The organism is Pseudomonas sp. USHLN015, assembly GCF_037153275.1.
In the GTDB taxonomy this organism is placed as follows: Bacteria; Pseudomonadota; Gammaproteobacteria; order Pseudomonadales; family Pseudomonadaceae; genus Metapseudomonas; species Metapseudomonas tohonis.
The window spans coordinates 293,508-314,289 of sequence record NZ_JBBCKP010000004.1 but is presented as its reverse complement, the minus strand read 5'-3'; the positions used below and the strand labels follow the sequence as shown (position 1 = coordinate 314,289).

At 69.1% G+C, this 20,782-nt stretch carries 15 protein-coding genes and 1 pseudogene; all 16 read left to right on the top strand.

Annotated features, from left to right (window positions below; all coding sequences use genetic code 11):
* Positions 1-152: 152 nt before the first annotated feature.
* The 16 genes and pseudogenes from acnB to WFQ67_RS10335 all read left to right on the top strand — a co-directional run bounded on the left by acnB (position 153) and on the right by WFQ67_RS10335 (position 20,773).
* Positions 153-2,753, top strand: coding sequence for a bifunctional aconitate hydratase 2/2-methylisocitrate dehydratase (gene acnB, locus WFQ67_RS10410; RefSeq protein WP_213629031.1), 2,601 nt, complete (start codon positions 153-155; stop codon positions 2,751-2,753).
* 238 nt (positions 2,754-2,991) lie between these two features.
* Positions 2,992-3,201: a YgdI/YgdR family lipoprotein gene (locus tag WFQ67_RS10405; protein ID WP_173174038.1), complete on the top strand. Its 210-nt coding sequence runs from the start codon at positions 2,992-2,994 to the stop codon at positions 3,199-3,201.
* A gap of 193 nt (positions 3,202-3,394) precedes the next feature.
* Complete coding sequence (locus tag WFQ67_RS10400) at positions 3,395-4,609, top strand: CmpA/NrtA family ABC transporter substrate-binding protein (RefSeq protein WP_337056793.1); 1,215 nt, start codon at positions 3,395-3,397, stop codon at positions 4,607-4,609.
* Positions 4,610-4,624: 15 nt separating this feature from the next.
* A complete protein-coding gene (locus WFQ67_RS10395) occupies positions 4,625-5,203 on the top strand; it encodes an ANTAR domain-containing response regulator (RefSeq protein ID WP_021220297.1) in 579 nt (192 codons plus the stop codon).
* A 152-nt stretch (positions 5,204-5,355) separates the two neighbouring features.
* Positions 5,356-6,711: a pyridoxal phosphate-dependent decarboxylase family protein gene (locus WFQ67_RS10390; protein WP_213629028.1), complete on the top strand. Its 1,356-nt coding sequence runs from the start codon at positions 5,356-5,358 to the stop codon at positions 6,709-6,711.
* A 196-nt stretch (positions 6,712-6,907) separates the two neighbouring features.
* The gene (locus WFQ67_RS10385) at positions 6,908-8,011 is read left to right on the top strand and encodes a polysaccharide lyase family 7 protein (RefSeq protein WP_213629027.1); all 1,104 of its coding nucleotides are present in this window, start codon (positions 6,908-6,910) and stop codon (positions 8,009-8,011) included.
* A 267-nt stretch (positions 8,012-8,278) separates the two neighbouring features.
* On the top strand, positions 8,279-9,508 hold the full coding sequence (alaC, locus tag WFQ67_RS10380) for an alanine transaminase (protein ID WP_337056791.1): 1,230 nt from the start codon (positions 8,279-8,281) through the stop codon (positions 9,506-9,508).
* Positions 9,509-9,623: 115 nt separating this feature from the next.
* The gene (locus WFQ67_RS10375) at positions 9,624-10,514 is read left to right on the top strand and encodes an alpha/beta hydrolase (RefSeq protein ID WP_213629025.1); all 891 of its coding nucleotides are present in this window, start codon (positions 9,624-9,626) and stop codon (positions 10,512-10,514) included.
* Positions 10,515-10,527: 13 nt separating this feature from the next.
* Complete coding sequence (locus WFQ67_RS10370) at positions 10,528-11,217, top strand: helix-turn-helix transcriptional regulator (protein ID WP_337056789.1); 690 nt, start codon at positions 10,528-10,530, stop codon at positions 11,215-11,217.
* Between the two features lie 87 nt (positions 11,218-11,304).
* Positions 11,305-11,673 (top strand): VOC family protein, encoded by a 369-nt coding sequence (locus tag WFQ67_RS10365; RefSeq protein WP_173174027.1) that lies wholly within the window; start codon positions 11,305-11,307, stop codon positions 11,671-11,673.
* 191 nt (positions 11,674-11,864) lie between these two features.
* Positions 11,865-12,551: a polysaccharide lyase family 7 protein gene (locus tag WFQ67_RS10360; protein WP_173174025.1), complete on the top strand. Its 687-nt coding sequence runs from the start codon at positions 11,865-11,867 to the stop codon at positions 12,549-12,551.
* A 105-nt stretch (positions 12,552-12,656) separates the two neighbouring features.
* Positions 12,657-13,100 carry a thioesterase family protein gene (locus WFQ67_RS10355; RefSeq protein WP_111261294.1) on the top strand — a complete coding sequence of 148 codons (444 nt, stop codon included), beginning with the start codon at positions 12,657-12,659 and terminating at the stop codon, positions 13,098-13,100.
* A 499-nt stretch (positions 13,101-13,599) separates the two neighbouring features.
* A complete protein-coding gene (locus WFQ67_RS10350) occupies positions 13,600-14,811 on the top strand; it encodes an MFS transporter (RefSeq protein ID WP_173174023.1) in 1,212 nt (403 codons plus the stop codon).
* Positions 14,812-14,816: 5 nt separating this feature from the next.
* Positions 14,817-16,487, top strand: a complete 1,671-nt coding sequence (locus WFQ67_RS10345; protein WP_337056788.1) for a bifunctional protein-serine/threonine kinase/phosphatase — start codon at positions 14,817-14,819, stop codon at positions 16,485-16,487.
* Between the two features lie 261 nt (positions 16,488-16,748).
* Positions 16,749-17,948 (top strand): annotated as a pseudogene (locus tag WFQ67_RS10340) (NAD(P)/FAD-dependent oxidoreductase); the annotation flags it as partial.
* Between the two features lie 113 nt (positions 17,949-18,061).
* The gene (locus WFQ67_RS10335; RefSeq protein WP_337056787.1) at positions 18,062-20,773 is read left to right on the top strand and encodes a nitrate reductase; all 2,712 of its coding nucleotides are present in this window, start codon (positions 18,062-18,064) and stop codon (positions 20,771-20,773) included.
* Positions 20,774-20,782 lie beyond the last annotated feature (9 nt).

Below are 20,782 nucleotides of genomic sequence, written 5' to 3'. Positions count from 1 at the left end.
TCCTTCCGGCGTAAAACTTTGAAAACAGCTTCTGGATGGAACCATCGAAACCCTGGCCAGGCAGCTCACAAAGCTGCGCGGCGCACGGGTTCGCTGGATTCCTGGATGAGCGTCCCGGACAACTCCTTGGGACCACTGATGAGGGTAAAACTGTGCTTGAAGCCTATCGCAAACACGTACAAGAGCGTGCCGCCCAGGGTATCGTGCCCCAGCCGCTGAACGCCGAACAGACCGCAGGCCTGGTAGAGCTGCTGAAGAACCCGCCGGCCGGCGAAGAAGAATTCCTCGTAGACCTGATCACCAACCGCGTTCCGCCGGGCGTGGACGAAGCCGCCTACGTCAAGGCCGGTTTCCTCTCCGCCGTCGCCAAGGGTGAAGCCAAGTCCCCGCTGATCTCCAAGCAACGCGCCACCGAGCTCCTCGGCACCATGCAGGGCGGCTACAACATCGCCACCCTGGTCGAGCTGCTGGATGACGCCGAGCTGGCGGCCACCGCTGCCGAACAGCTCAAGCACACCCTGCTGATGTTCGACGCCTTCCACGACGTCGCCGAGAAAGCCAAGGCCGGCAACGCCCACGCCAAGGCCGTCCTGGAATCCTGGGCCGCCGGCGAGTGGTTCACCGCCAAGCCCGCCATCGCCGACAAGTACAGCCTGGCCGTGTTCAAGGTCACCGGCGAAACCAACACCGACGACCTGTCCCCGGCTCCGGACGCCTGGTCCCGCCCGGACATCCCGCTGCACGCCCTGGCCATGCTGAAGATGGCCCGCGACGGCATCGTCCCCGAGCAGCAAGGCGCCATCGGCCCGCTGAAGCAGATCGAAGAGATCAAGGCCAAGGGCTTCCCGGTCGCCTACGTCGGTGACGTGGTCGGCACCGGCTCCTCGCGCAAATCCGCCACCAACTCGGTGCTGTGGTTCTTCGGCGACGACATCCCCTATGTGCCGAACAAGCGCGCAGGCGGCTTCTGCTTCGGTTCCAAGATCGCCCCGATCTTCTACAACACCATGGAAGACGCCGGCGCCCTGCCGATCGAGTTCGACGTATCGAACATCAACATGGGCGACGTGATCGACGTCTACCCGCACGCCGGCAAGGTGTGCAAGCACGGTACCGACGAAGTCATCACCACCTTCGAACTGAAGACCCCGGTGCTGCTCGACGAAGTCCGCGCTGGCGGCCGTATCCCGCTGATCGTCGGCCGTGGCCTGACCGAAAAGGCCCGTGCCGAACTGGGCCTGGGCTCCTCCGACCTGTTCAAGAAGCCGGAACAGCCCGCCGACAGCGGCAAGGGCTTCACCCTGGCGCAGAAGATGGTCGGCAAGGCGTGCGGCGTAGCCGGCGTCCGCCCGGGCACCTACTGCGAGCCGAAGATGACCACCGTCGGCTCCCAGGACACCACTGGCCCGATGACCCGCGACGAGCTGAAGGACCTGGCCTGCCTGGGCTTCTCCGCCGACCTGGTCATGCAGTCCTTCTGCCACACCGCTGCCTATCCGAAGCCCATCGACGTCACCACCCACCACACCCTGCCGGATTTCATCCGCACCCGTGGCGGCGTGTCCCTGCGTCCTGGCGACGGCATCATCCACAGCTGGCTGAACCGCATGCTGCTGCCGGACACCGTCGGCACCGGTGGTGACTCCCACACCCGCTTCCCGATCGGCATCTCCTTCCCGGCCGGTTCCGGCCTGGTGGCCTTCGCCGCCGCTACCGGCGTCATGCCGCTGGACATGCCCGAGTCCGTCCTGGTGCGTTTCAAAGGCAAGATGCAGCCCGGTATCACCCTGCGTGACCTGGTCCATGCCATCCCCTACTACGCCATCCAGAAGGGCCTGCTGACCGTCGAGAAGAAGGGCAAGAAGAACATCTTCTCCGGCCGCATCCTCGAGATCGAAGGCCTGGACGAACTGACCGTCGAGCAGGCGTTCGAGCTGTCCGACGCCTCCGCCGAGCGTTCCGCTGCGGGCTGCACCATCAAGCTGCCGGAAAAGGCCATCGCCGAGTACCTGCAGTCCAACATCACCCTGCTGCGCTGGATGATCGGCGAAGGCTACGGCGATGCCCGCACCATGGAGCGTCGCGCCCAGGCGATGGAAGCCTGGCTCGCCAACCCGCAACTGATGGAAGCCGACAAGGACGCCGAGTACGCCGAGATCATCGAGATCGACCTGGCCGACGTGAAGGAGCCGGTTCTCTGCGCTCCGAACGACCCGGACGATGCCCGCCTGCTCTCCACCGTCGCCGGCGACAAGATCGACGAAGTGTTCATCGGTTCCTGCATGACCAACATCGGCCACTTCCGCGCTGCCGGTAAGCTGCTGGACAAGGTCAAGGGCTCGATTCCGACCCGCCTGTGGCTGTCGCCGCCGACCAAGATGGACCAGCACCAGCTGACCGAGGAAGGCTACTACGGCATCTACGGCAAGGCCGGCGCGCGCATGGAAATGCCGGGCTGCTCGCTGTGCATGGGTAACCAGGCACGCGTGGCGTCGAACTCCACCGTGGTTTCGACCTCCACCCGCAACTTCCCGAACCGTCTGGGCGATGGTGCCAACGTGTACCTGGCCTCCGCCGAACTGGCGGCAGTCGCGTCCATCCTGGGCAAGCTGCCGACCGTCGAGGAGTACATGGAATACGCGAAGAACATCGACAGCATGGCTGCCGACGTCTACCGCTACCTGTCCTTCGACCAGATCGCCGAGTACCGCGAAGCCGCTGCGAACGCCAAGATCCCGGTCGTTCAAGCCTAAGCCTCACCGGCAATGAAGAAGCCCCGCCCCGTGCGGGGCTTTTTCATGGGCGCGATCCGGGCCAGGACGTGCGCCCCGGCTTTTCAGTGGGCCCCCGCGTGCGCGGGGGCCCACTGAAAAGCCCGGCCCGAAACCGTGCCGCCCCCCACGAATTCGCCCTCCCCCGCCTTGCCAGCCCAACGCCAGCGGCTATGTTCCAAGGAGAAGCGCCCAACCGCTCATTCCAAGGAGTAACACCATGAAGCACTGGATCCTCATCGCCCTCTGCCTGGTCGGCCTCTCCGGCTGCTCCAGCGAATACCTGATCAACACCACCGACGGCCAGATCCTCACCAGCGACGGCAAGCCCGAGCTGGACGAAGACACCGGCATGCTCGAATTCGAGGACAGCGAAGGCCGCAAGCAGCAGATTCCGCAGACCCAGGTGAAGCAGATCATCGAGCGCTGATACGCCCCGCTCCATCCAGGCCCCCACTACGGTGGGGGTCTGTCTTCTTGCCCCTGGCACATCGCTTGCTTCGTCACTCGCATCAGGCCCTCCCCAACGGCGGGGCGGGCCGCCGGACAATGGCGTCGTCATCGGTCATCGCACCCCGCGATAGGCCGGGGCGGCGCCTTTTCGTTGATGGGATGGCGACAGCATGAGCGACGACCGACTGCACACACGCAATGACAACCTGGCCTGGGTCACCGGCAGCGATGCACCGGAAAAGAGCACGCTGGACCTCGGCTTCATGGCCCTCACCGACTCTGCTTCGCTGGTCGTCGCCGCCACCCAGGGCTTCGCCCAACCCTACGGCCTGACCCTCAACCTCAAGCGCCAGGCCTCCTGGGCCACGCTGCGCGACAAGCTGCTGGCCGGCGAGCTGGACGCCGCCCAGGCGCTCTATGGCCAGGTCTACGGCATCCACCTGGGCATCGGCGGCACCGCCACCGACATGGCCATCCTCATGGGCCTGTGCCAGAACGGCCAGGCCATCAACCTCTCCGAACCCCTGCGGCGCGCTGGCGTGACCACTGCCGAGGCACTGGCAACCCACGTGCGCCAGGGTGGTGCACGACTCACCTTCGCCCAGACCTTCCCCACCGGCACCCACGCCATGTGGCTCGCCTACTGGCTGGCCGCCCATGGCATCCACCCGCTGCACGACGTCAACAGCGTGGTGGTGCCGCCCTCGCAGATGGTCGCCCACCTCCAGGCCGCGCGCATCGACGGCTTCTGCGCCGGCGGCCCCTGGGGCGCCCTGGCGGTGGACCAGGGCCAGGGCTTCACCCTGGCCACCAGCCAGATGATCTGGCCCGACCACCCGGAGAAGGTCCTCGGCGTCACCGCCGCCTTCGCCGAGGCCTACCCGAACACCGCCCGCGCCCTGACCATGGCCGTGCTCGAAGCCAGCCGCTTCATCGAGCAGAGCGAGGAAAACCGCCGCAGCACGGCACAACTCATCAGCGGTGCCGAGTACGTCGACGCACCACTCTCGGCCATCGAGCCGCGCTTCCTCGGCCACTACCGCGACGGCCTGGGCAATGCCTGGGAAGACGCCCACCCGCTGCGCTTCTTCGACGATGGCCGGGTCAACATGCCCTACCTCTCCGATGGCATCTGGTTCATGACCCAGTTCCGCCGCTGGGGCCTGTTGCGCGATGACCCGGACTACCTCGGCGTCGCCCGCGAGGTGCAGCGCCTCGACCTCTATCGGCAGGCCGCCGAGGCCCTTGGCATCGAAGTCCCCGGGCCGATGCGCAGCGCCACGCTGATGGACGGCGTCACCTGGGATGGCAGCGACCCGGCCGGCTACGCACGCGGTTTCCGCCTGCACGCCCTCGCCGGCACACCCTCCGCCCTCGCCCTGTAACGGAGGGACGCCCCTATGCTGCGCATCCTGCTGATCAACGACACCGCCAAGAAAGTCGGTCGCCTTCGTACCGCCCTGGTCGAAGCCGGCTTCGAGGTCATCGACGAATCCGGGCTGACCATCGACCTGCCCGCACGGGTCGAGGCCGTGCGCCCCGATGTCGTGCTCATCGACACCGAATCCCCGGGCCGCGACGTCATGGAACAGGTGGTGCTGGTCAGCCGCGACCAGCCCCGCCCCATCGTCATGTTCACCGACGAGCACGACCCCGGCGTCATGCGCCAGGCCATCCAGGCCGGCGTCAGCGCCTACATAGTCGAAGGCATCCACGCCCAGCGCCTGCAACCGATCCTCGACGTCGCCATCGCCCGCTTCGAGAGCGACCAGGCCCTGCGCGCCCAGCTCAACGCCCGCGAGCAGCAGCTCGCCGAGCGCAAGCGCGTGGAACTGGCCAAGGGGCTGCTGATGAAGATGAAGAGCTGCAACGAGGAAGAGGCCTATACCCTGATGCGCCGCCAGGCCATGAGTCGCCAGCAGAAGCTCATCCAAGTGGCCGAACAGATCATCGCCATGCACGAAATGCTCGGGCACTGAAGGGCAACTGTACGGGTGTGAGTTGTAACTGTTCCGCTGGAGGTGAGCGGGCGCTGGCGACTGTACCGCCGTCGCGGGCGCAGCGTGTATCTGCTGGCCCGGCACGGCGGCGGCTAAGGTAGGCCCATCGCCATCACCGCCGGACAACCCTCATGGACACCGAACGCCAGCTCCTGGAAGACGCCGACCGTCGCGCCCTCGCCTACTTCGATGGCATCCCCGGCCGTCGCGTCTTCCCCACGCCCGAGGCCATCGCCGCCCTGGCCGGCTTCGACGGCCCGCTGCCCGAGCAGGGCCTGCCCGCCCGGCAGGCCCTGCAACTGCTGGACGAACTCGGCTCCCCCGCCACCACGGCCTCCAATGGCGGTCGCTACTTCGGCTTCGTCATCGGCGCCACCCTGCCGGCCGCCGCCGCTGCCGAGCGCCTGGTGCTGGCCTGGGACCAGTGCGCCTCCTCCTTCGACAATTCCCCCGCCGCCGACCGCATCGAGAAAGCCGCCGCGCGCTGGGTGCTGGAGAGCCTCGGCCTGCCGGCCGAGAGCGCCGTGGGCTTCGGCACCAGCGCCACCGCCTGCACCCTCGCCTGCCTCAGTGCCGCCCGGCGCGCCCTGCTCGCACGCAAGGGCTGGGACTTCGACGGCGACGGCCTGATGGGCGCGCCCGAAGTGCGCGTGGTGGTCTCCGCCAGCGTGCACATCACCGTGAAGAAAGCCCTGCGCATCCTCGGCTTCGGCATCAACCGCCTGCGGGTGGCGCCCGTCGACGAGCTGGGCCGGATCGACCCGGCGCAACTGCCGCCGCTGGACGACATGACCGTCCTCTGCCTGCAGGCCGGCGAGGTCAACAGCGGCGAATTCGACCCCTTCGCCGCGCTCATCCCCCGCGCCCGCGCCGCTGGCGCCTGGGTGCATGTCGACGGTGCCTTCGGCCTCTGGGCCCGGGCCAGCTCCGCCGCCGCGCTGGCCGCAGGCGTCGAGCAGGCCGACAGCTGGACCACCGACGGCCACAAGTGGCTGAACACCCCCTACGACGGCGCCATGGCCATCTGCCGGGATGCCGAGGCCCTGGCCACCGCGATGAACAGCGACGCAGCCTACGCCAGCGCCTCCCGCGATGCGCAGAAGAACCTCAACCTGGAATTCTCCCGTCGCGCCCGCGGCGTGCCCATCTGGGCAGCCCTGGCCAGCCTCGGCCGCGACGGCCTGCGCGCGCTGATCGACCGCCACCTGCGCCAGGCCACGTACCTCGCCGAACGCCTGCGCGGCGCCGGCTACCAGGTGCTCAACCGCGTGGTGCTCAACCAGGTGCTGGTGCGCGCCGACAGCGACGAGCAGACCCTGGCCATCCGCCTCGCCGCCCAGGCCACGGGCGAGGTCTGGTTCGGCCCCACGCTGTGGCAGGGGCGCCCGGCGTTCCGCCTCAGCGTTTCCTCGTGGCGCACCACGGACGCCCATATCGAGCGCCTCGCCGAACTGCTCATCGCGCTCAAGGCCCGGCAAACGACCTGACCCGGCACGCCCGACGCACCGGCGCCAGTGCGCCACCGGTCGCCGCCGCAACGCAGCGGCAGAACCTTCCCTGAAGGCGACGAGTCTGTGAAAGGCCTGCGATGAAGCAGGCCCTATACAAGCGCAGGGAAGGCACATACGCGTCGAAGGAAGGCGGTCTCGAGCGGAGTGCGGCCCGACAACGAGGATGCAAGGCATGCACAGGCTCCAATCGCTCCACCCCGTTCCCCACCGCCACCGCAACGCCCACTGGCTCGGCCTGCTGGGCTGCCTGCTGCTCGGCGAAGCCCAGGCCGAGCTGTACAAGGGCATAGCCCCGGGCGGCAACTTCGCCCTGGAGAACTGGAACATCACCGTGCCCCAGGACGCCGAGGGCGGCAGCGAGGGCAAGGCCATCACCGTGCGCCCCGACCAGCTCAGCGGCCCCGACGGCTACCAGTCGCGCTGGTTCCGCACCGACGCGGCCGACGGCTCCATGAGCTTCTGGACGCCGGTCAACGGCGCCACCGCCGGCGGCTCCAGCAGCCCGCGCTCGGAGCTGCGCGAGATGCTCGACCCGAGCAACCTGGGGCTGACCTGGAGCGGCGCCGGCGAATCGGTGCAGGACGCCCTGCTCAAGGTCATGCAGGTGCCCAGCGACGGCCTCGTCATCGTCGGCCAGGTGCACGGCTACGGCAGCGCGCCGCTGATCCTCCTCTACTACCGCTACGACTTCGCCAGGAAGACCGGCCGCGTCATCGCCAAGCTGCAGGGCCTGCCGGAACAGGGCCTGCCCTATACCAACCACGTGCTGGCCACGGACATCGACCTGGGCGAGACCTTCAGCTACCAGATGAAGGTCAGCAACAACGTCGCCATGGCCTCGGCCAACGGCGGCCCGGTGGCGACCATGGCGATGGACCCGGCCTGGAACAGCGAGACCTTCTACTTCAAGGCCGGCGCCTACCTGCACATGCACGGCGACAGCGCCACCGAAGGCGCGCGGGTGAAGTTCTACCGCCTGGCCGCCAGCCACCCCAACGACGGCCTCTTCGTCAACAGCCCCGCCGCCCTGCCCGAGGCCCGCGTCGGCCAGCCCTACCAGGCCCAGCTGTACGCCACCGGCGGCCTCGGCGGCGCCACCTGGAAGCTGGTCAGCGGCCACCCGCCGGCCGGCCTGGCGCTGGCCGCCGACGGCCTGGTCAGCGGCACCCCGGAAGCCGGCACCGCCTCCGCCACCGCCCACTGGTTCGTGGCCCAGGTGCGTGACGTCAACGGCAGCACCCACCACAAGAAGTTCTCCATCCTCATCCCGCAATAACCCCGCACACCGGGCACTCGTAGGTGGACCACGCTTCACCGGTCCACCGCACCGGCGTCCGGGCCGGCACCTGACGCCCCGTGGGAGCGGATTCATCCGCGATGCGCCCCCCCTGTGGCACGCCCATTCGCCCTGAAAGAAAACGCCCCACAAGGCCTCGGATTTTTCTCGACAACGCCCCACCGCTGCGCTTATCTTCGCCGCCAGGCCACCCATGTGGCCGACGTCGCTCGGACGGTTCCGGGCGCTTACGTATCCGAGGAAAGCATGGCTGACACGCGTTCTCCGCGCCGTTTCGCGCGCATCGATCGTCTCCCCCCCTACGTCTTCAACATCACCGCCGAACTCAAGATGGCCGCGCGCCGTCGTGGCGAGGACATCATCGACCTGTCCATGGGCAACCCCGATGGGGCCACCCCGCCGCACATCGTCGAGAAGCTGGTGCAGGTCGCCCAGCGCGAAGACACCCACGGATACTCCACCTCCCGCGGTATTCCCCGCCTGCGCCGCGCCATCTCGCGCTGGTACAAGGACCGCTACGACGTGGAGATCGACCCCGAAAGCGAAGCCATCGTCACCATCGGCTCCAAGGAAGGCCTCGCGCACCTGATGCTGGCCACCCTGGACCACGGCGACACGGTGCTGGTGCCCAACCCCAGCTACCCGATCCACATCTATGGCGCGGTGATCGCCGGCGCCCAGGTGCGCTCGGTGCCGCTGGTGCCCGGCGTGGACTTCTTCGCCGAGATGGAGCGCGCCATCCGCGAATCCATCCCCAAGCCGAAGATGATGATCATCGGCTTCCCCTCCAACCCCACCGCGCAGTGCGTGGAGCTGGACTTCTTCGAACGTGTGGTGGCCCTGGCCAAGCAGTACGACGTGCTGGTGATCCACGACCTGGCCTACGCCGACATCGTCTACGACGGCTGGAAGGCCCCCTCGATCATGCAGGTGCCCGGCGCCAAGGACATCGCGGTGGAGTTCTTCACCCTGTCCAAGAGCTACAACATGGCGGGCTGGCGCATCGGCTTCATGGTCGGCAACCCGGAGCTGGTCAGCGCCCTGGCGCGGATCAAGAGCTACCACGACTACGGCACCTTCACCCCGCTGCAGGTGGCCGCCATCGCCGCGCTGGAAGGCGACCAGCAGTGCGTGCGCGACATCGCCGAGCAGTACCGCCAGCGCCGCAACATGCTGGTCAAGGGCCTGCACGAGGCCGGCTGGATGGTCGTGAACCCCAAGGCCTCGATGTACATCTGGGCGAAGATCCCCGAGCCCTACGCCCACCTCGGTTCCCTGGAGTTCGCCAAGAAGCTGCTGGCCGAGGCCAAGGTCTGCGTCTCCCCCGGCATCGGCTTCGGCGAATACGGCGACGACCACGTGCGCTTCGCCCTGATCGAGAACCAGGACCGCATCCGCCAGGCCATCCGTGGCATCAAGGCGATGTTCAGGGCCGATGGGCTGATCCAGCCGGGCAAGCCTCGCAAGGCCGAGTGACAGGCAGCGGCGCCCCAAGGGGCGCCGTTTTCATTTCCGCGCAGGGGTTGGTGCCCAGGCGGCGTATCAAGGCTGTACCGGGCGCCGTCCCGGCCCATCAGCGAAGGACCCAACGATGAAGCCCAGCCGCCTGCTGTTCCTCTGCGCCGCCCTGCTCGGCGCCCTCACCCTGCAGACCGCCAGTGCCGGCCTGCTCCAGGAGCGCCGCGAAGCCCGCCAGCTCGACGAGGCCGGCATCCGCGTGCAGCGCGATGTCGCCTATGGCAACGACGAGCGCCAGCGCTTCGACGTCTACCTGCCCAAGGTGGCGCCGCGCGTGCCTGCCCCGGTGATCTTCATGGTCCACGGCGGTGGCTGGGCCAATGGCGACAAGGACAACGGCAGCGTCGCCCTGAACAAGGCCCTGCGCTGGGTGCCCCAGGGCGTGGTGCTGGTCTCCACCAACTACCGCATGCTCCCCGACACCCCGCCGCTGGCCCAGGCCGATGACGTGGCCCGGGCCCTGGCCCAGGCCCAGCAACTGGCCAGCGGCTGGCAGGCCGACCCGGCGCGCTTCGTGCTGATGGGCCACTCCGCCGGTGCCCACCTGGTGGCGCTGCTCGACGCCGCCCCGGAGATCGCCGCGCAACAGGGCGCGCGCCCGTGGATCGGCACCGTGGCGCTGGACAGCGCCGCCTTCAACGTCGAGACGGTGATGCGCGGCCCGCACCTGAAGCTCTATGACCGCGCCTTCGGCGACGATCCCGCCACCTGGCGTGCCGCCTCCCCCACCCTGCGCCTGGAGCAGGCCGGCGCGCCGCTGCTGGCGGTGTGCTCCACCCGTCGCGACGATGCCTGTCCCCAGGCCCGTGGCTTCGCCGCCAAGGGGCGCGAGCTGGGCAAGCGCGTCGAGGTCATGGGCGTGGACATGTCGCACCGGCAGATCAACCACGAACTCGGCCAGGACAACGGCTACACCGCCGACGTCGAGCGCTTCCTGCGCAGCGTCGGGCTGCTGCGTCTCTGAGCCATGTCACGCCATGTCCCGTAGCCAGCGCCTGCTCGACTTGCTGCAGATCCTCCGCCGCCACCGCTACCCCGTCGCCGGGCATGCCCTGGCCGCCGAGCTGGGCATCAGCCTGCGCACCCTCTACCGCGATATCGCCACGCTCCAGCAACAGGGCGCCAACATCGAAGGGGGCGCCGGGCTCGGCTATGTGCTGCGGCCGGGCTTCGAACTGCCGCCGCTGATGTTCTCCCTGGGTGAGATCGAGGCCCTGGTGCTCGGCATGCGCTGGGTCAGCCGCCGGGGCGACCGCCAGCTGATGGATGCAGCGCGTGATGTGCTGGCCAAGGTCGGCGCGGTACTGCCCCCGGCCCTGCGCGAGGAACTGGAGACCAGCACCCTGCTGATCGGCCCGGCACCGGCCAGCGATATCCCCGATGCGCTGCTGGAACAGGTACGCGAGGTCATCCGCCTCGAGCACCGCGTGCAGCTCGATTACCGCGACGCCGAGGGCCAGGCGTCGCAGCGGGTGGTCTGGCCGTTCGCCCTGGGCTACTTCGAGCAGACCCGGGTGCTGGCCGCCTGGTGCGAGCTGCGCCAGGGCATGCGCCACTTCCGCCTGGACCGGGTGGACGACCTGCGCGACCTGGGCCAACGCTACCCACGGCGGCGCCAGGTGCTGCTGCGAGCGTGGCGCGAGCTGCACGGCATCGCCGAGCAGTGAGGCTGCTGCCAGAAACTGACAGGGGGAGGGCCTAGCCTGCGCGCATCGAGTGACGACGCCCGTCGCTCCGCATCGGAGACCCATCCAATGATCGCCCCCAACCTGCTCAACCTGTACGTCGACGACCCCGTGCGCAGTGCCGATTTCTATCGGCGCCTGCTGGCGCGCGAGACCGTCGAGCACAGCCCGGGCTTCGCCCTGTTCGTCTTCGACAACGGCTTCAAGCTCGGCCTCTGGGCACGTGGCGGCGTGAAGCCGGCCACCACGGTGCCGGGCGGTGGCGGCGAGCTGTGCTTCCACGTCGACAGCGACGACGACGTGCATCGCCTGCATCGGCTCTGGCGGGAACAGGGCGTGGAGATCGTCCAGGCCCCGGAGGCCATGGACTTCGGCTACACCTTTAGCGGCATCGACCCCGACGGCCACCGCCTGCGGGTCTACCGCCTGACGCTGTAAGGGGTTGCCGGCCGCCTGCCCTTGGCCGGGCGGCCACGAGGCGGGCGGTCCAGCACCGCCCGGCGGGTGGCACCGTGCTTCTTTTCCCGCTCGCGAACATGCACTTCGTCGTCCAACTGGAACCTCGCTGAACTTCCAGGATCAGGCCGGTCCGAACAAGGGCTTATTCCACCCGGCACCAAGGACCGCCCGTGATAGATCTCAGCACCTGGAAACTCGACATCCCCACCCACGAATCCGCCACGCTCATCACCACGCAACGCCTCAACAACGGTTACGAAAGCCAGTATTTCCGCCGCAACGACGACGGCTCGGTGACCTTCTGGGTCCCCGTCACCGGCAGCACCAGCGAGGACGCCCGCTACCCCCGCAGCGAACTGCGCGAGACCCAGGCCGACGGCACCCTGAGCTACTGGAACTACCAGAGCGCCGACAACTACCTGAGCGCCGTGCTCTCGGTGCAGCAGGTGCCGAGCAAGAACAAGATCGTCATCGGGCAGATCCACAGCAAGGATGAGGCCGGCAGCCAGAACGACCCGCTGCTCAAGCTGCAATACCACTACAAGGACGGCACCGGGCGCGTCGAAGCCCTTTTGCGCAAGCGCCCCGGCGACAAGGAGGTGGAGAACATCCTGCTGGCGGAAAACGTCGATATCGGCGAGCGCTTCGGCTACGACCTGCGCCTCACCCCCAGCGGGCGCCTGGGCATCACCGTCACCAGCAAGGGCGACGACGGCGGCCTGTTCCGCCAGCTCAGCGGGTACTGGGGCAACCAGCAGCTGTACTTCAAGGCCGGCGCCTATATCCAGGACAACAGCGGCCCGGGCAACGAAGGCGGCCGGGTGACCTTCTACTGGCTCAATAGCCTGCATCGCTGAGCCTCATTCAGTCGGCGAATGGCCACATAGTGGCGGCGGCACGGGTAGAATCCGCCCGCCGTTGCCACGGCCCTTCCCCTACCGACGTACGAGGTTCGCACCCCGATGGCCCGCCTGACCCTGAACTTCCCCGAAGACCAGTTCTGCTATTCCACCCACCTGACCGTGCGGGTCACCGACATCAACGGCGCCAACCACCTGGGCAACGACTCGATGATCTCGATGATCTCCGAGGCCCGCGCGCGCTTTCTCTTCGACTTCGGCATCACCGAGACCGAGGGCGACGGCACCGGCATCATCGTCACCGACCTGGCCACCACCTACCGCGCAGAGGCCCATGCGCGCGATCAGTTGCTGTTCGAAGTCGGGGTGATGGACTTCAACCGCTACGGCGGCGACATCACCTTCCGCATCACCCGCCCCGCCGACGGCAAGCTGGTGGCCATGGCCAAGTCCGGCTTCGTGTTCTTCGACTACCGCCAGTCGAAGGTGGTGGAGATGCCGGAGAAGTTCCGCAGCACCTTCCCCAAGGTCAACTGGCTGGACTGAGCGCCGGGACACCCGGCCCCGACCCGGTGCATGCCCACCGCGGCGCGCCCCCTTTTGCATCGCCCCCCGGCGTCATGAACGGCCTGGGCGGGGATGACGCGCGCCACGCCAGAGCCACGCCAACCCCGGCAAGGGCCTGTCGAATCAGGCACTTGCCCCTGCTCACCCCGAGGGGAGTCACCCGCGCATCCTGCTTGGCCCATCTCTTGCTCCATCGCCTGCACAGGTAGCCAACGGCGGTTGCCCGACTGAACGACAACGGCGTCGCGTCACTGCGCAGAAATGCAGCCAGTGCGCGGCGCTTTTTTCGTTCCGGCCCCAGCGATGGGGCGGCAGGCGTTCCGGGAACCGGGCGCCCGCAAGCGACCCACCCGACCCAGCCACGGCCAACACCGTGGCACGGAGCGCCACGAGCGCGACGTGTTCCGGGAGAGGTGCGACCGCCGGGGCTGTCTCGCGGTGCACCCTTCCGCCCCCCATGACGCAGATGAGGTGTTCGATGACTACGAGTTTCTGGAAGGCCGGCCACACCCCTACCCTGTTCGCCGCATTTCTCTATTTCGACCTGAGCTTCATGGTCTGGTACGTGCTCGGCCCGCTGGGCGTGCAGATCGCCGCCGACCTGCAACTGACCACCCAGCAGCGCGCCATGATGGTCGCCACGCCGATCCTCGCCGGTGCCGTGCTGCGCTTCCTGCTGGGCCTGCTGGCCGACCGCACCTCGCCGAAGTCCGCCGGGCTGTTCGGCCAGGTGGTGGTGATCGCCGCGCTGTTCACCGCCTGGCAGCTGGGCGTGCACAGCTACGAGCAGGCGCTGCTGCTGGGCCTGTTCCTCGGCTTCGCCGGGGCCTCCTTCGCCGTGGCCCTGCCGCTGGCCTCGCAGTGGTACCCGCCGCAGCACCAGGGCAAGGCCCTGGGCATCGCCGGCGCGGGCAACTCCGGCACCGTGCTGGCGGCGCTGTTCGCCCCGGGCCTGGCCGCGCTGTTCGGCTGGAACAACGTGTTCGGCCTGGCGCTGATCCCGCTGGTGCTGACCCTGGCGATCTTCACCCTGGCTGCGCGCAACGCCCCCAACCGCCCCGCGCCGAAATCCCTCGCCGACTACATGAAGGCCCTGGGCGACCGTGACAGCTGGTGGTTCATGTTCTTCTACAGCGTCACCTTCGGCGGCTTCCTCGGCCTGGCCAGCACCCTGCCCGGCTATTTCCACGACCAGTACGGCCTGGAGCCGGTGACCGCCGGCTACTACACCGCCGCCTGCGTCTTCGCCGGCAGCCTGATGCGCCCGCTGGGCGGCGCCTTCGCCGACCGCATCGGCGGCATCCGCACCCTGCTGGTGGTCTACACCCTGGCCGCCATCTGCATCGCGGCGGTGGGCTTCCACATCGCCAGCGCCACCGCCGCCCTGGCCCTGTTCGTGGTCGCCATGCTCAGCCTCGGTGCCGGCAACGGCGCGGTATTCCAGCTGGTGCCACAGCGCTTCCACAAGGAAATGGGGGTGATGACCGGACTCATCGGCATGGCCGGCGGCATCGGCGGCTTCTGCCTCACCGCGGGTCTGGGCGCCATCAAGCAGCACACCGGCGACTACCAGTTGGGCCTGTGGCTGTTCGCCAGCCTCGGCGTACTGGCCTGGTTCGGTCTCTACGGCGTTAAGCTGCGCTGGCGCACCACCTGGGGCTCGGCGGCCGTCACCGCGGCGCGCGTCTGAGCGCCATGGGGCTGCGACTGAGCGTCGGCGAGGCCAGCGCCATCGGCCCTCGCCGCGAAAACCAGGACGCCCTGCGGGTGGTGACGCCCGCGCCGGCGCTGGCTGCGAGCAAGGGCTACCTGTTCGCCCTCGCCGATGGCGTCAGCCAGTGCGCCGACGGCGGCCTGGCGGCCCGCGCCACCCTGCAGGCACTGGCGCTGGACTACTACGCGACACCGGAAACCTGGGCGGTGGCGCAATCCCTCGACCGCCTGCTGCTGGCCCACAACCGCTGGCTGCAGGCCAACGGCGGGGGCCAGCCGCTGCTGACCACCCTGACCGCGCTGGTGCTGCGCGGCCGCCGCTTCACCCTCGCCCACGTCGGCGACTGCCGTGCCTACCGCTGGCACGCCGGCCAGCTCGACCGCCTCAGCGAGGACCACGTCTGGGAACAGCCCGGCATGCAGCACGTGCTCAAGCGCGCGCTGGGGCTGGACCAGCACCTGGTGGTGGACTACCTGGAGGGCGAGTTGCAGGAGGACGAGCATTTCCTCCTGGTCAGCGACGGCATCTGGGCGGTGCTCGGCGACACCGGCATCCAGCGCATCCTCCAGGACGAACCCGAGCCCGGGGCGGCCAGCCGCGCCCTGGTGGCCGCCGCGCACCTGGCCGGCGGCCAGGACAACGCCAGTGCGCTGCTGGTGCGGGTCGACGCCCTGCCCCCCAGCGGCCTGGCCGACGCCCTGGCGCAATTGGAGGCGTGGCCGCTGCCGCCGCAACTGCGCCCCGGCCAGCTGTTCGAGGGTTGGCGGGTGCAGGGACTGCTGGCCGAGTCGCGCCAGTCGCTGCTCTATCGCGTGCTCGACGAGGCCGGCCAAGCCTGGCTGCTGAAGACCCTGCCGCCCGCCCGGCACGACGAACCAGGCGCCGGACCCGCCCTGCTGCAGGAGGAATGGTTCCTGCGGCGCGTGGCGGGACGGCATTTCGCCGAGGTGCATCCGCTGCCGCAGCGCCAGCACCTGTACTACCTGCAGCGCGAATACCCGGGCCGTACCCTGGCCCAGCAGCTGCGCGAGGATGGGCCGCTGGCGCTGCCCGATTGGCTGGACCTCGCCCCGCGCCTGATCAGGGCCCTGGGCATGCTGCACCGGCGCAACATCCTGCACCGCGACATCAAGCCGGAGAACCTGCTGCGCGGCGATGACGGCGAGCTGCGCCTGCTCGACTTCGGCCTGGCCTATTGCCCGGGCCTGTCCCAGGACGAGGCGCACAGCCTGCCGGGCACGCCCAGCTACATCGCCCCCGAGGCCTTCGACGGTGCGGCGCCCGCCGCGCGGCAGGACCTGTACGCGGCTGGCGTCACCCTCTACCGGTCGCTGACCGGGCATTACCCTTTCGGCGAGATCGAGGCCTTCCAGCGCCCGCGCTTCGGCACACCGACGCCCGCCAGCCGCTACCGCCCTGACCTGCCGGCCTGGCTCGACGAATGCCTCGCCCGTGCCCTGGCCAGCGAGCCCATGCAACGCTACGAGACGGCGGAAGAATGGCTGCTGGCCCTGGAACAGGGCGAGCGCAAGGCGCTGGCGGTAGAGCCGCGCCCATTGCTGGAGCGCGAGCCGCTGAAGGTCTGGCGCGGCATCGCCCTGCTCTCCCTGCTGGGCAACCTGGCGCTGCTGGTGCTCTGCCTGCACGGCTGACGCACCGATGCCGGGCACGCCGCCCCGAAGCGGTGCGGCAGCGGCTCCCGCCCGCCCCATGCAGGCTCGTCGGAACCCCGGAACGCGGGGCCCGAAGGAGTTGGCACAGGCCCTGCAAAGGCTCCGTGACAATCTACAAAAGCGCCCATCTCAACGTAGAGATGGCACTTTCCCGATAGAACGGGACTTGGACAAAGGCGTCCTGCTGGCAACAGCGGGACGCCTTTTTTGTTTGCCCGGCATTCATGCAGGAGCGTGACCATGAACAAACCCAGGCTGGTGATGATCGGCAACGGCATGGCCGGGGTCCGTACCCTGGAAGAGCTGCTCAGGCTCGCCCCGGATCTCTACGACATCACGGTGTTCGGCGCCGAGCCCCACCCCAACTACAACCGCATCCTGCTGTCGCCGGTGCTGGCCGGTGAGCAGGCCTTCGAGGACATCGTGCTCAACGACCTGGAGTGGTATGCCGGGCACGGCATCCGCCTGCTGCTCAACCGCAGCGTGGTGAAGATCGACCGCCGTCGTCGCCTGGTCATCGCCGAGGATGGCACCGAGGCGGGCTACGACCGCCTGGTGATCGCCACCGGTTCCTCGCCCTTCATCCTGCCGGTGCCGGGCAACCGCCTGCCGGGGGTGATCGGCTACCGCGACATCGCCGATACCCGGCAGATGATCGACAGCGCCCGTACCGGCAGCCACGCCGTGGTGATCGGCGGCGGCCTGCTCGGCCTGGAGGCGGCCAACGGCCTGCGCCAGCGCGGCATGGACGTGACCGTGGTGCACATCTCCGACTGGCTGCTGGAGCGCCAGCTGGACCGCACCGCCGGCCGCCTGCTGCAACAGGCGCTGGAGGCGCGCGGCATCCACTTCCGCCTCGGCACCCACACCGAGGAGCTGCTGGACCACGGCACCGGCCACGTCTGCGCGGTGCAAGTGCGCGGCGGCGAGGTGATCCCCGCCGACCTGGTGGTGATGGCCGCCGGCATCCGCCCAAACATCGCCCTGGCCGAACGCGCCGGGCTGCCCTGCGAGCGCGGCATCCTGGTCAGCGACACCCTGCAGACCAACGACCCGCGCATCTATGCCATCGGCGAATGCGCCAGCCATCGCGGCATCGCCTACGGCCTGGTGGCACCGTTGTTCGAACAGGCGCAGGTGTGCGCCAACCACCTGGCCCAGCTCGGCTTCGCCCGTTACCAGGGTTCGGTGGTATCCACCAGGCTCAAGGTCACCGGTATCGACCTGTTCTCCGCCGGCGACTTCATGGGCGGCGAAGGCACCGAGAGCATCACCCTCTCCGACCCCATCGGCGGCATCTACAAGAAGCTGGTGATCAGGGGCAGCGTGCTGGTGGGGGCCTGCCTGTTCGGCGACACCGCCGACGGTGGCTGGTACTTCCGCCAGGTGCAGGAGCAGGCCGATATCAGCGGCATCCGCGATCGCCTGATGTTCGGCGAGGCCGTGGCCCGGCCAGCGCTCGAGCCGGCCGCCGAACCCCATCGCGCCGGGCCTGCGCGCGTTCCGGTGCGCCTGCTGCAGAGCGCCTGACCCACTCTCAAGGGAGCTTCGCCATGAGCCAGACCACCGCCTCCACCTGCTGCTACTGCGGCGTCGGCTGTGGCGTGCTGATCGAGCACGACGGCACGCACATCCTCGGTGTCGCCGGCGACCCGACGCACCCGGCCAACTTCGGACGCCTGTGCAGCAAGGGCTCCACGCTGCACCTGACGGGTGGTCTCGACGCCCGCGCACTGCACCCGGAACTGCGCCTGGGCAAGGGGCTGGCACGTGCCCGGGTGGACTGGGACAGCGCGCTGGACCACGCCGCCGCACGCTTCGCCGAGACCATCGCCGAGCACGGGCCGGACAGCGTGGCCTTCTATGTCTCCGGCCAGTTGCTGACCGAGGACTACTACGCCTTCAACAAGCTGGCCCGCGCCCTGGTGGGCACACATAACATCGACAGCAATTCGCGGCTGTGCATGTCTTCCGCCGTGGTCGGCTACAAGCGCAGCCTGGGCGCCGACGCGCCGCCCTGCTCCTACGAGGACATCGAGCAGAGCGACTGCGTGCTGATCGCCGGCAGCAACATGGCGTTCGCCCACCCGGTGCTGTTCCGTCGCCTGGAAGAGGCCAGGGCCAGGCGCCCGGACATGCGCGTGATCGTGGTCGACCCACGCCGCACCGACACCTGCGAGCTGGCCGACCTGCACCTGGCGATCACCCCGGGCAGCGACGTGGCGCTGTTCCACGGCATCCTCCACATCCTGCTGTGGAAGGGCTGGGTGGACCGGCGCTTCATCGAGCGCCACACCGAAGGCTTCGATGCGCTCAAGGAGCGCGTGCGCGACTTCGGCCCGGCGCGGGTGGCGGAGCTGTGCGGCATCGACGCCGCCGACCTGCTGCGCTGCGCCGAGTGGATCGGCCGCACGCCGAGCTTCCTCTCGCTCTGGTGCATGGGCCTGAACCAGTCGAGCGCCGGCAGCGCCAAGAACAGCGCGCTGATCAACCTGCACCTGGCCACCGGGCAGATCGGCCGGGCGGGTGCCGGGCCCTTCTCCCTCACCGGCCAACCCAACGCCATGGGTGGCCGCGAGACCGGCAGCCTGTCGAACCTGCTGCCCGGCCATCGCGAGGCGGGCGATGCCGGACACCGCGCCGAAGTGGCGGCCCATTGGGGGGTGGAGCGCTTGCCGGAGACACCGGGGCTGTCGGCCATCGACCTGTTCGACGCCGTGGCCGACGGGCGCATCAAGGCCCTGTGGATCGCCTGCACCAACCCGGCCCAGTCCCTCCCCGACCAGCAGCGGGTGCACGCGGCGCTGGCCGCCTGCCCCTTAGTGGTCGTCCAGGAGGCCTTCTTCACCACCGAGACCTGCCGCCACGCCGACCTGCTGCTGCCCGCCGCCAGCTGGGGCGAGAAGGAAGGCACCGTGACCAATTCCGAGCGCCGCATCAGCCATGTGCGCCGCGCCGTGCCTGCGCCCGGCGAGGCGCGCCCGGACTGGGCGATCGCCTGCGACTTCGCCCGGCGGCTGGAACGCCACCTGCGCCCGGGGAAGCCCAGCCTGTTCGATTTCGCAGGCCCCGAAGCGCTGTTCGAGGAGTACAAGCCGCTCACCGCCGGCCGCGACCTGGACCTGAGCGGCATCGGCTACGGCCTGATCGACGCCCATGGCCCGCAGCAGTGGCCCTACCCCGCCGGCGCCAGCCAGGGCAGCGCGCGGCTCTATGGCGACGGGCGCTTCCCCACGCCGAGCGGCCGTGCGCGCTTCATCGACGATCCCTACATCGCCCCCCGGGAACGCCGCGAACTGCGCTATCCGCTGGTGCTCAACACCGGCCGGCTGCGCGACCAGTGGCACGGCATGAGCCGCACGGGCACCGCTGCCCGGCTGTTCGGCCACGTGGAGCAGGCGCAGCTGGGGCTGCACCCGGCGGAGATGCGCCGCCGCCAGCTCGGGGACGGCGATCTGGTGCGGGTGAAGAGCCGTCGCGGCGAGCTGGTGGTGCCGGTCATGGGCGACGAGGCCCTGCGCCCCGGCCAGGCCTTCCTGCCCATGCATTGGGGCGATCGCTTCCTCAAGGGGCTGGGCGTCAACGTGCTGACCACCCCGGCCTGCGATCCACTCTCGAAACAGCCGGAACTCAAGCACGCCGGTGTCGAGGTGGAGCGGGTGGACCTGCCCTGGCAGCTCTTCGTACTGGTGGAAGGTGATGTGCAGGCGCGCTTCGAAGCCCTCCGACCGCTGTGCGAGGCCTTCACCTACGCCAACCTGGGGCTGGTCGGGCGTGAACGCCCTGCCCTGGTGCTGCGCGCGGCCCATGCGACAGCCCCGGATGTCGCCGTGCTGGAGCGTATCGACAGGTTGCTGCAACTGGATCAGGGGCCGGTGATGGCCTATGACGACACGCAACGAGCGGTGGGCAAGCGCGTGCGCATCGAGCAGGGGCGCATCACTGCGCTGCGCCTGGCAGGCGAAACCGCCGCCTGGGGCTGGCTCAAGAGCCTGTGGCAGGAAGGACAGGTGGATGCGGATCTGCGCCGCTGGCTGCTGGCGCCTTTGAGCGCGCCGCCCGGCACCGGCGCCTGCTCCGCCAACCGCACGCTGTGCAACTGCATGGACGTCGGCCTGCAGGCGGTGCAGGCGGGCATCGCCAGGGGGCTGGACCTGGCCGGGCTGAAGGAGGCGCTGGGCTGCGGCACGCGTTGCGGCTCCTGCGTATCGGAAATCAAGAGAATGCTGGCGGCGCAACCCGCGCCGGCTGCGGTGAACGCGTGAGGAGACGCC

Coding starts and splice junctions, on each gene's coding strand:
- WFQ67_RS10405 (WP_173174038.1), top strand. CDS start 2,992: ATGAAGCACTGGATCCTCATCGCCCTCTGCCTGGTCGGCCTCTCCGGC.
- WFQ67_RS10400 (WP_337056793.1), top strand. CDS start 3,395: ATGAGCGACGACCGACTGCACACACGCAATGACAACCTGGCCTGGGTC.
- WFQ67_RS10395 (WP_021220297.1), top strand. CDS start 4,625: ATGCTGCGCATCCTGCTGATCAACGACACCGCCAAGAAAGTCGGTCGC.
- WFQ67_RS10390 (WP_213629028.1), top strand. CDS start 5,356: ATGGACACCGAACGCCAGCTCCTGGAAGACGCCGACCGTCGCGCCCTC.
- WFQ67_RS10385 (WP_213629027.1), top strand. CDS start 6,908: ATGCACAGGCTCCAATCGCTCCACCCCGTTCCCCACCGCCACCGCAAC.
- alaC (WP_337056791.1), top strand. CDS start 8,279: ATGGCTGACACGCGTTCTCCGCGCCGTTTCGCGCGCATCGATCGTCTC.
- WFQ67_RS10375 (WP_213629025.1), top strand. CDS start 9,624: ATGAAGCCCAGCCGCCTGCTGTTCCTCTGCGCCGCCCTGCTCGGCGCC.
- WFQ67_RS10370 (WP_337056789.1), top strand. CDS start 10,528: ATGTCCCGTAGCCAGCGCCTGCTCGACTTGCTGCAGATCCTCCGCCGC.
- WFQ67_RS10365 (WP_173174027.1), top strand. CDS start 11,305: ATGATCGCCCCCAACCTGCTCAACCTGTACGTCGACGACCCCGTGCGC.
- WFQ67_RS10355 (WP_111261294.1), top strand. CDS start 12,657: ATGGCCCGCCTGACCCTGAACTTCCCCGAAGACCAGTTCTGCTATTCC.
- WFQ67_RS10350 (WP_173174023.1), top strand. CDS start 13,600: ATGACTACGAGTTTCTGGAAGGCCGGCCACACCCCTACCCTGTTCGCC.
- WFQ67_RS10345 (WP_337056788.1), top strand. CDS start 14,817: ATGGGGCTGCGACTGAGCGTCGGCGAGGCCAGCGCCATCGGCCCTCGC.
- WFQ67_RS10335 (WP_337056787.1), top strand. CDS start 18,062: ATGAGCCAGACCACCGCCTCCACCTGCTGCTACTGCGGCGTCGGCTGT.